The organism is Nitrospiria bacterium, from assembly GCA_035498035.1.
Lineage (GTDB): Bacteria > Nitrospirota > Nitrospiria > JACQBZ01 > JACQBZ01 > JACQBZ01.
In genome coordinates this window covers 86,020-93,480 of the sequence record DATKAN010000043.1, presented here as the reverse complement: position 1 = coordinate 93,480, position 7,461 = coordinate 86,020, and the positions used below count along the sequence as shown (strand labels likewise).

At 55.9% G+C, this 7,461-nt stretch carries 9 protein-coding genes; 7 read left to right on the top strand and 2 right to left on the bottom strand.

Annotated elements, in window-relative coordinates:
• The 5 genes from VMN77_09205 to VMN77_09185 all read left to right on the top strand — a co-directional run.
• The coding region (locus VMN77_09205; GenBank protein HTN43957.1) for a polysaccharide biosynthesis C-terminal domain-containing protein at positions 1-243 on the top strand (243 nt) is incomplete at its 5' end.
• A 124-nt stretch (positions 244-367) separates the two neighbouring features.
• A complete protein-coding gene (locus VMN77_09200; GenBank protein ID HTN43956.1) occupies positions 368-1,522 on the top strand; it encodes a glycosyltransferase in 1,155 nt (384 codons plus the stop codon).
• A complete protein-coding gene (locus VMN77_09195; protein ID HTN43955.1) occupies positions 1,503-2,906 on the top strand; it encodes an undecaprenyl-phosphate glucose phosphotransferase in 1,404 nt (467 codons plus the stop codon). The genes VMN77_09200 and VMN77_09195 overlap by 20 nt, the downstream gene beginning before the upstream one ends.
• A 40-nt stretch (positions 2,907-2,946) precedes the next feature.
• Complete coding sequence (locus tag VMN77_09190) at positions 2,947-3,717, top strand: DUF3108 domain-containing protein (protein HTN43954.1); 771 nt, start codon at positions 2,947-2,949, stop codon at positions 3,715-3,717.
• A gap of 47 nt (positions 3,718-3,764) precedes the next feature.
• Positions 3,765-4,376: a nicotinamidase gene (locus VMN77_09185; protein ID HTN43953.1), complete on the top strand. Its 612-nt coding sequence runs from the start codon at positions 3,765-3,767 to the stop codon at positions 4,374-4,376.
• A 12-nt stretch (positions 4,377-4,388) separates the two neighbouring features.
• On the opposite strand, the gene VMN77_09180 is transcribed toward VMN77_09185, so the two are convergent.
• Entirely contained in the window at positions 4,389-4,775 is a 387-nt protein-coding gene (locus VMN77_09180) for a hypothetical protein (protein HTN43952.1), read from the bottom strand.
• Between the two features lie 188 nt (positions 4,776-4,963).
• A complete protein-coding gene (locus VMN77_09175; protein ID HTN43951.1) occupies positions 4,964-5,647 on the bottom strand; it encodes a DUF3047 domain-containing protein in 684 nt (227 codons plus the stop codon).
• Positions 5,648-5,895: 248 nt separating this feature from the next.
• On the opposite strand from VMN77_09175, the gene VMN77_09170 reads away from it, so the two are divergent.
• Positions 5,896-6,837, top strand: coding sequence for an AAA family ATPase (locus VMN77_09170; GenBank protein ID HTN43950.1), 942 nt, complete (start codon positions 5,896-5,898; stop codon positions 6,835-6,837).
• Positions 6,834-7,448, top strand: coding sequence for a helix-turn-helix domain-containing protein (locus VMN77_09165; GenBank protein ID HTN43949.1), 615 nt, complete (start codon positions 6,834-6,836; stop codon positions 7,446-7,448). The genes VMN77_09170 and VMN77_09165 overlap by 4 nt, the downstream gene beginning before the upstream one ends.
• The last annotated feature ends 13 nt before the right edge of the window (positions 7,449-7,461 follow it).

Below are 7,461 nucleotides of genomic sequence, written 5' to 3'. Positions count from 1 at the left end.
ACGGAAAATTACACCCGGATTTCCTTCTACAGGGCCTTTTGGGGAATGATTGTGAATGTCATCCTGAATTTTCTTCTTATCCCTCGCTATGGAGTTAACGGCGCCGCGGTCGCGACCCTGATCTCGCAGTTCGGCGCGACGTTCGGCATCGTGTTCATCAAGTATACGCGTCGGCAGGCGATCATGATGGTGAAGTCGTTTGACCCGGTCCCTCTTCTGAAGAGCGCCATTCGCAAAGGTTGAGGGATGGGGTGCTTAGGTTGATCAACAACACCTTCTCAGATTCCCGGGCATTGAAGGCCATCAAAATCGGCATAGGCTCTTATTGGGAGTTTGCAGGGGACAAAATCCACCCGCTGGTTGATCCATGAAGGTCGCGCTGGTTCATGACTGGCTTACCGGGATGCGGGGCGGGGAGCGGTGCCTTGAGGTGCTCTGCGAGCTATTCCCCGAGGCGCCGATCTACACGCTGCTCCGCGTCCCCGGCGCCGTCTCCTCGACGATCGAAAAACATCCGATCCGAACCAGCTTCATCCAACGCCTTCCGGCCGCTCAAAGCGCCTATCGGTACTATCTGCCGTTATTCCCCCGGGGGGTTGAATCGTTCGATCTATCGGGGTATGATTTGATTGTCAGCACAAGCCACTGCGTGGCCAAGGGGGTCCGGGTTCCATCCGGAGCGTTCCATGTTAGTTATGTCCATACCCCGATGCGCTACGTCTGGGAGCAGTATGAAGATTATTTCGGTCGGGGACGATCGGGATGGGCGGTTCGGGCCGCGATGGGGATTATCCGTCGCCGTTTACAACGCTGGGACCGTGGTTCCAACGACGGAGTGAATGTGTTTGTCGCCAACTCGTGCCATGTCGCCGATCGTATCCGGCGCCTCTACGGGCGGCAGGCCGATGTAATTTACCCGCCAGTGAATTTCGAAGCCTTTTCGGTGTCCCACCGGGATGAGGGTTTCTATCTGATCGTGACGGCGTTCGCGCCCTACAAGCGGGTGGACCTCGCGATCGAGGCGTTTAACCGATTAAAAATGCCGCTGAAGATCATCGGAACGGGACAGGATGAAAATCGTCTCAAGGAGACGGCCGGCCCCACGATCGAATTCCTGGGTTGGAAGTCGGATGCCGAGGTTCGCGAGAGTTATTCCGCCTGCCGGGCGCTCGTCTTTCCGGGCGAGGAGGATTTCGGGATCGTGCCGCTGGAGGCGATGGCCTGCGGGAAACCCGTGATCGCGTACGGCCGAGGCGGGGTGCTGGAAACAGTGGTTTCGTTAAATCGTTCACAAACTGATGGGCGACCTCCGACAGGGGTGTTCTTTGATGCCCAAACTCCGGAGGCATTGATCGAGGCGGTGCGCGCCTTTGAATCGAATCGGGACCGTTTCGATCCGGTTCGAATTCGCGAGCATGTCCGGCCGTTCGATCGCCAACAGTTCAAGGAGAGGCTCAATCGGTATATTCGGGTAAAGTACGAGGAGTTTAAAGAAACGCGTCATGCTCAAAAAGTACAGTGAGTTCTTCAAATCCCTTTTTTTCATCTTTGATCTCGCCCTGATCTCGATCGCCTGGTCCGGGGCCTATCTTTTACGTTTTCAAACGCGGCTGGTCCCCGTTACAAAAGGGATGGCCCCCTTTCAAGCCTACCTGGTCCTCCTGCCGGCCATCCTGATTGTATGGGGGATTGTCTTCAAGGCCTTTGATCTGTACCGCCCCCGCCGGATCTCCTCGCACCTTTCCGAGGTCTGGGACATTACCAAGGCCTGCAGTCTGGCCACGCTCGTGGTCGTGGCCCTGAGCTTTTTCTTAAGACAGTATGAGTACTCGCGTCTGGTATTCATCCTATTTTGGGGCCTCGCCATCGTTTTGGTGACGCTCAGCCGTTGGAGTTTTCGCGAGCTGTTCCGGGTTTTGCGGCGAAGGGGGCACAACATTCGCTACGCCCTCATCGTGGGGGCCGGGGAGTTGGGTCAGGAGCTCGCGGCCCGGCTCCATAGCCACCGCGAACTGGGGATCAAGGTGATTGGTTATCTGACGCGTAAGCCTGAAAAGGTGGGCCGGGACCTGCGCGGCGTCGGCGTTTTGGGGACTTACGATGAGCTTCCGGCTGTTCTCATGAGCCGTTCCATCGATCACGTCTTCCTCGCGCTTCCGTATGACGCCTATGCCGAGGCTCCCAAGATCCTCCGGTTCCTTCAGGATCAGACGGTGGATGTCCGGATCGTTCCGGACCTCCTTCAGTTCATGACGATCCGGGGGCAGGCCGAGCTGTTCGACGGGCTTCCGGTCGTCACCCTTCAGGCGACACCCCTGTACGGTTGGAACCAGGTTCTGAAACGGCTCACCGACATATTGTTCTCGCTCTTTATTCTGATTCTCCTTTCCCCCGTGATGCTGATGGTTGCGTGGCTCGTCAAGGTGACGTCGCCGGGTCCCATCTTCTACCGCCAGACGCGGATGGGCTATGACGGTCGCATGTTCGAGATGCTGAAGTTCCGGACGATGCGATCCAATGCGGAAGAAGGAACGGGCGCGGTTTGGGCCAAGGCCGACGACCCGCGCCGCACGCCGCTCGGGACGATTCTAAGACGAACCAGTTTGGATGAGCTGCCCCAGTTTTGGAATGTGCTCAAAGGGGAGATGAGCATCGTGGGCCCGCGGCCGGAGCGTCCGGAGTTTGTCGAGAAGTTCAGAGACACGATTCCGAAGTACATGCTGAGGCACAAGATCAAAGCGGGCATCACGGGCTGGGCCCAGGTGAACGGCTGGCGGGGAAATACGTCGTTGGACCAGCGGATCCGGTGTGATCTGGAGTATATTGAAAAGTGGTCCCTCTGGTTTGATCTGAAGATCATGTGGTTTACCGTCTGGAAAGGCCTCGTCAATAAAAATGCTTACTGATGCCGTCCTTAAAATATTCCGGCGGCCTTTCATCAGATTGATGTTGGGGGTCTGGTTTGTTCTTCTCTTCCTGCCGCCCGTTCAAGCATCCCTGTCCGAACTCTCCCCTCCGCCCGTGGTGCCCCCCTTCTTTTTTAGCGAACGCCTTTCTTACGACATCAGCTGGGCCGGCCTCACGGTGGGCGAGGCTGTTCTCCAATCCGAGTCCGGCGGACGATTGAACGGTCACGACGTCTTCCACCTCGTTTCCACAGCGACATCGAACGATTGGCTCTCCCTTTTTTTCCCGGTCAAGGATCGGGTCGAGTCCATCATCGACGCCCAAGGGTTGTATCCGTACAAAATCACCGTGGACCAGCGGCATGGTTCGCGGGTACGATACAAGGTGGTTCAGTTCGATCAGGATGAGCATACGGCGGTCATGCTGTTCAAGGGTCGGACCTCCAAGTATGACGTCCCGCCTCAGGTCCAGGATATCCTGTCCTCTCTGTACTATTTTAGAACGGTTCCCAATTTGACGACCGGAGCTTCGGTCTTCATCGATGTCCACGAAAGTAAAAAAAACTGGAAACTGGAAGTTCAGATCCTGGGCCGTGAATCCCTCAAGACCGCGATCGGAACCGTTCCAACCATCAAGGTCAAGGCCATCGTCCTTTTCGACGGACTTCTGTGGAATAAAGGCGATCTTTATGTCTGGATCACGGACGATGCACGCCGAATCCCCGTCCAAATGAACGGAAAGGTCGCCATCGGCTCCATTACGGCGACGCTGGCTCGGGTCGACCCGCCGCAGTTACTCGGGACTCCGTGACCCCGGGCCGGGTCATGCGGGATCTTTAGCATCGCTTGGAGGGGATCATGCCGCCGGCCAAGAACAGCCTCGCAGAGCGGTTGAAGGTTTCAAGCAAGACCGCGCTCATCATCGTGGACGTGCAGAATGATTTCTGTCCGGGGGGAGCCCTGGCCGTTGCGGATGGAGATCAGGTCGTGCCGGTCCTTAACAAATATATACGAATCTTTCAGTCCCATCATGCTCCGATCATCGCGACGCGTGACTGGCATCCCCGCGATCACAGTTCATTTAAACCCTTTGGCGGAATCTGGCCGCCGCATTGCATCCAGGAAACGCCGGGGGCCGAGTTTCGTCCCGGTCTGAACCTTCCCGCCGAGTCGAAGATCGTTTCAAAGGGGACGGACGCAAAGCATGAAGCCTATTCCGGGTTTCAGGGCACGAGCCTGGCCGAGTGGTTAAAGGAGAGGGAGGTCGAAACGGTGTTTGTGGGCGGATTGGCCACCGACTACTGCGTGAAGAGCACCGTTCTGGATGCCTTGAAGGCCGGATTCAAGGCGATCTATCTGGCGGATGCGTCGCGGGGGGTGAACGTGAAATCCAAAGACAGCGAACAGGCCGAACAGGAGATGCAGCGGGCCGGGGCAACAAGGACGGTATTGGATGAGATCAAATCATGAAACAGACTGAAATTAAATGTCGGTTGCAAGGTTCGAAGCCGACCGGGCTTGGCGTGCATAGGCTGGCACGGGGATCTGGATGAGATCGGGTGCCGGAGTCGTAACGCCGCTGAAGAAGTAACCGCACTGAAAATTTACGTCGGCGAGGTCGCGCTCATCGATTGGAAAGGCGACACAGGGTTTGGGCCGTCCTTCATAGACCATGCATCGCGGATTTTCATCCGTCCCTCCGAGAAACGGGCATTTGAAAACCAGTTTGCAACATTTGCCGCATTGAACGCATTCACCCCCGCGGTGCTGGATCATTTCTTGAACATAGCGGGGTTTCACGGCGCAGAGAAAAAACCGTCGGATTTTGTTACCCAGTCGTGTCAGTTGGGTTGCGGAAGCGCTAGGCATCAATTTCCTCAACCGTCGGTTCGTCATATACACCTCCAGTCAGAGATATACAAATTTTGCCATTTTTAGCACAGACGCATCCATAGTGCAAGAATTTTTTTAAGTTAAGGCCTATAACGTATTCTCCTCTCTGTCCGTCCACGCCGATCAGACGGTCTTGACAGTCGATCGGATTATTGTCCGGAAAATTACTCTTTATGAAACCGCAGTATATCGAAATAACTTTCGGCGGTTGATTTTGTGTCGTCCGAATCGATCATCAGCGTGATCCCTCCGACCGATGGCGGTTCCTCTCCGAACAGGTCGCGGTAGTCTTGAAGGACGTCGCGTTTTTCCTCCTGCCACTGGCCGAGGGGATCCGAATGGTTTCGGAGAACGACGTAACGCGTATTGGAAGATTTCTGGCTGGTGACATGGAGGCCCTTTGGAGTGAGGTTCTCCCAGATGTAGCCCACCAGCCGAGTATTGACGGCCGACGGGAATTTGGGAAAAAGGACGTAGACCTGGGCCGCTTGATCGTCCGTTTTTTTGTTCCGTACATCCCCGCCGGGCGGAAGGACCGTGACCTTCCATCGCCAGGAAAGATAGGGAAAGTCATGAATATCGAAATTCAAATTTTTGTAAATTCCGAAACTGTTTCCCTTCGAAACCAGGTGAAGAACCGGTTTATCGTCGTTCTTCTCGATCCGAACATCGTGGCCGCCGCCGAACCACTGTTTGAGGGCCCAGCCGTTCGGCAGCCCGTCGGCCCCAAGACCCGCGCTGACCGGGTCGACGATCAGGACGTCCTCACCGGCCGACGTATCGGCCGTGAAAACGATCGGGGCCAACAGCAGAATTAGGAGTGCCCTGGAAAGCCGAATCCCAACCATGATGCAAAATTATATCATACGAAAAATAATAAGAAAACACTTGATAAATTGGACGGACTTGTGTAAAAGTAACCCAACTGGCCATTGACCCATTGATCCGAACAGAAATCCCGGCCCTCTTCTCCGGGGCGGCCAGGCGGATCAAAAGCGGACAAAGATAGGATGTTCTCCACTCGGATCGAGGGATCGCCGACCGAAATGTCGGGATTCTTCAAAGACAGGGGATGCAGCTTCGGGATCCTTCAAATTTGACCAGGGGCGAAATCTGGGCGGTCGGCGGCGGTAAAGGCGGCACGGGAAAAAGTTTTCTCGCCGCGAACGTGGGGATCGCGCTTTCCAACCAGGGAAAACGCGTCCTGTTGATCGACGCCGATCTCGGTTGCGCCAATCTCCACACCTGCCTCGGTATTGATTATCCGGAAGCCACGCTGTCGGATCTTCTCACCGGACGCATCAAACGGATCGAGCAAGCCATCGTTCCCACGGGCATTCGTCACCTGAGCCTCATCAGCGGGGCGCAGGATATCCTGGAGATGGCCAATCCCAAACACGCCCAGAAAATGCGTCTTCTCCGTCAGATCCAGGAGCTGGACATGGAGTATATCATCCTGGACCTGGGGGCCGGCACGTCGTTCAATATCCTCGATTTCTTCCTGATCGCCGACCAAGGGATACTGGCCGTCTTGCCGGAGCCGACTTCGATCGAAAACGTCTACCGCTTCATTAAGAGCGTTTTCTATCGGCGATTCCGGAAAATCGCCCGGGTTGATTTCGTAAAGGAGATCATTGCAAAAGCGATGGACCAAAAGAATGAATACGGAATCAGGACGCCTTACGATCTGATCGAGCAGGTGGCCCGGATGGATCAAGCGGTCGGGGAACAGCTGAAGAAAGAGATGTACGGCCTCCGGCCGAAGTTGGTGGTGAATCAGGTCCGGTCGAAGGACGACATCACGCTGGGGTTTTCAATGCGGAGCTCCTGCACCAAGTATTTCGGCATCACCGTGGAATATGTCGGTTATGTGGAATACGACGACCATGTGTGGCAGGCCACGAAACGTCGCCGCCCGATGTTGTCCGAATATCCGATGTCCAACTCGGCCCGAGGCATCCAAAAAGTGGCGACCAACCTGGTCAAACGCGAACAGTTGACGATCGATTACCTGGTGGACACCGTTCCGCGGCGATGAAGCCCATCGGGGAACAGACCTTTTACGAGATTTTTGAGATCCCGACGACCGCAACGCGAGAGCAGATCGAGCAGGCCTATGCGTTGGCCAAGAAGACGTACGGCGACCAATCGTTGGCGACCTACTCCCTGTTTGATACCGAGGAACGCAAAGAGATCATCCGGAAGATCCATCTGGCGTATGAAACGCTTTCGGATGAAAAACGGCGAAGGGCCTATGATCAGGAGCTGTTGGGCCGGGTCGGTCCCCCAATTCCCTCTTTGCCCGTCTCCGAGCCGTCGGTAGCCGCGGAGCCGATCCTCGGATCCGAGCCGGAAAAGGCGGCCGCCAGGACCTTCGAGCCTGTCGATATCGATTCCATGACGGGCCTCGAACTCCGTCAAATCCGGGAGCGGCGGGGCATCCCGCTTCAGGAAATCGCGAGCAAGACCCGGATCAATATCACCTATCTGGAGTTCTTGGAAAAAAACCAGTTCCGGTCCTTGCCGCCGGCCGTCTATCTTCGAAGTTATGTGATCCAGTATGCACGCCTGTTGGATCTCGACGCCGGCCGGGTGGCGGACCGCATTTTGTCTTTGGTGGATCAGGCCAAGCGCTCCGAGTCGGCTTAAATCCGGCGACGTT